This is a genomic window from Pseudoalteromonas sp. 19-MNA-CIBAN-0066, assembly GCF_040308705.1.
Lineage (GTDB): Bacteria > Pseudomonadota > Gammaproteobacteria > Enterobacterales > Alteromonadaceae > Pseudoalteromonas > Pseudoalteromonas nigrifaciens.
Genome location: NZ_JBEONZ010000359.1, coordinates 1 through 245 on the forward strand (window position 1 = coordinate 1; position 245 = coordinate 245).

Sequence of the window (245 nt, forward strand, 5' to 3'; positions counted from 1 at the left end):
GGGTTACACCTAGAGAATGAGTTTTTTGCAGCAATGCGCGAAAAAGCAGAAGCCGGTGCAATCGATGTATTTGCTAAAAACTTAAAAGATTTATTAATGGCTGCACCTGCAGGCCCTCGTACTACTTTAGGTCTTGATCCAGGCCTTCGTACTGGCTGTAAGATTGCCGTTGTTGATAGCACAGGTAAATTACTAGCTACACAAACTATTTTCCCTCATGCACCACAAAATCATTGGGATAAATC

Annotated in this window: 1 pseudogene; it reads left to right on the forward strand. The window is 42.0% G+C overall.

Annotated elements, in window-relative coordinates:
• Positions 1-245 (forward strand): annotated as a pseudogene (locus tag AAEZ18_RS19425) (RNA-binding transcriptional accessory protein); the annotation flags it as partial.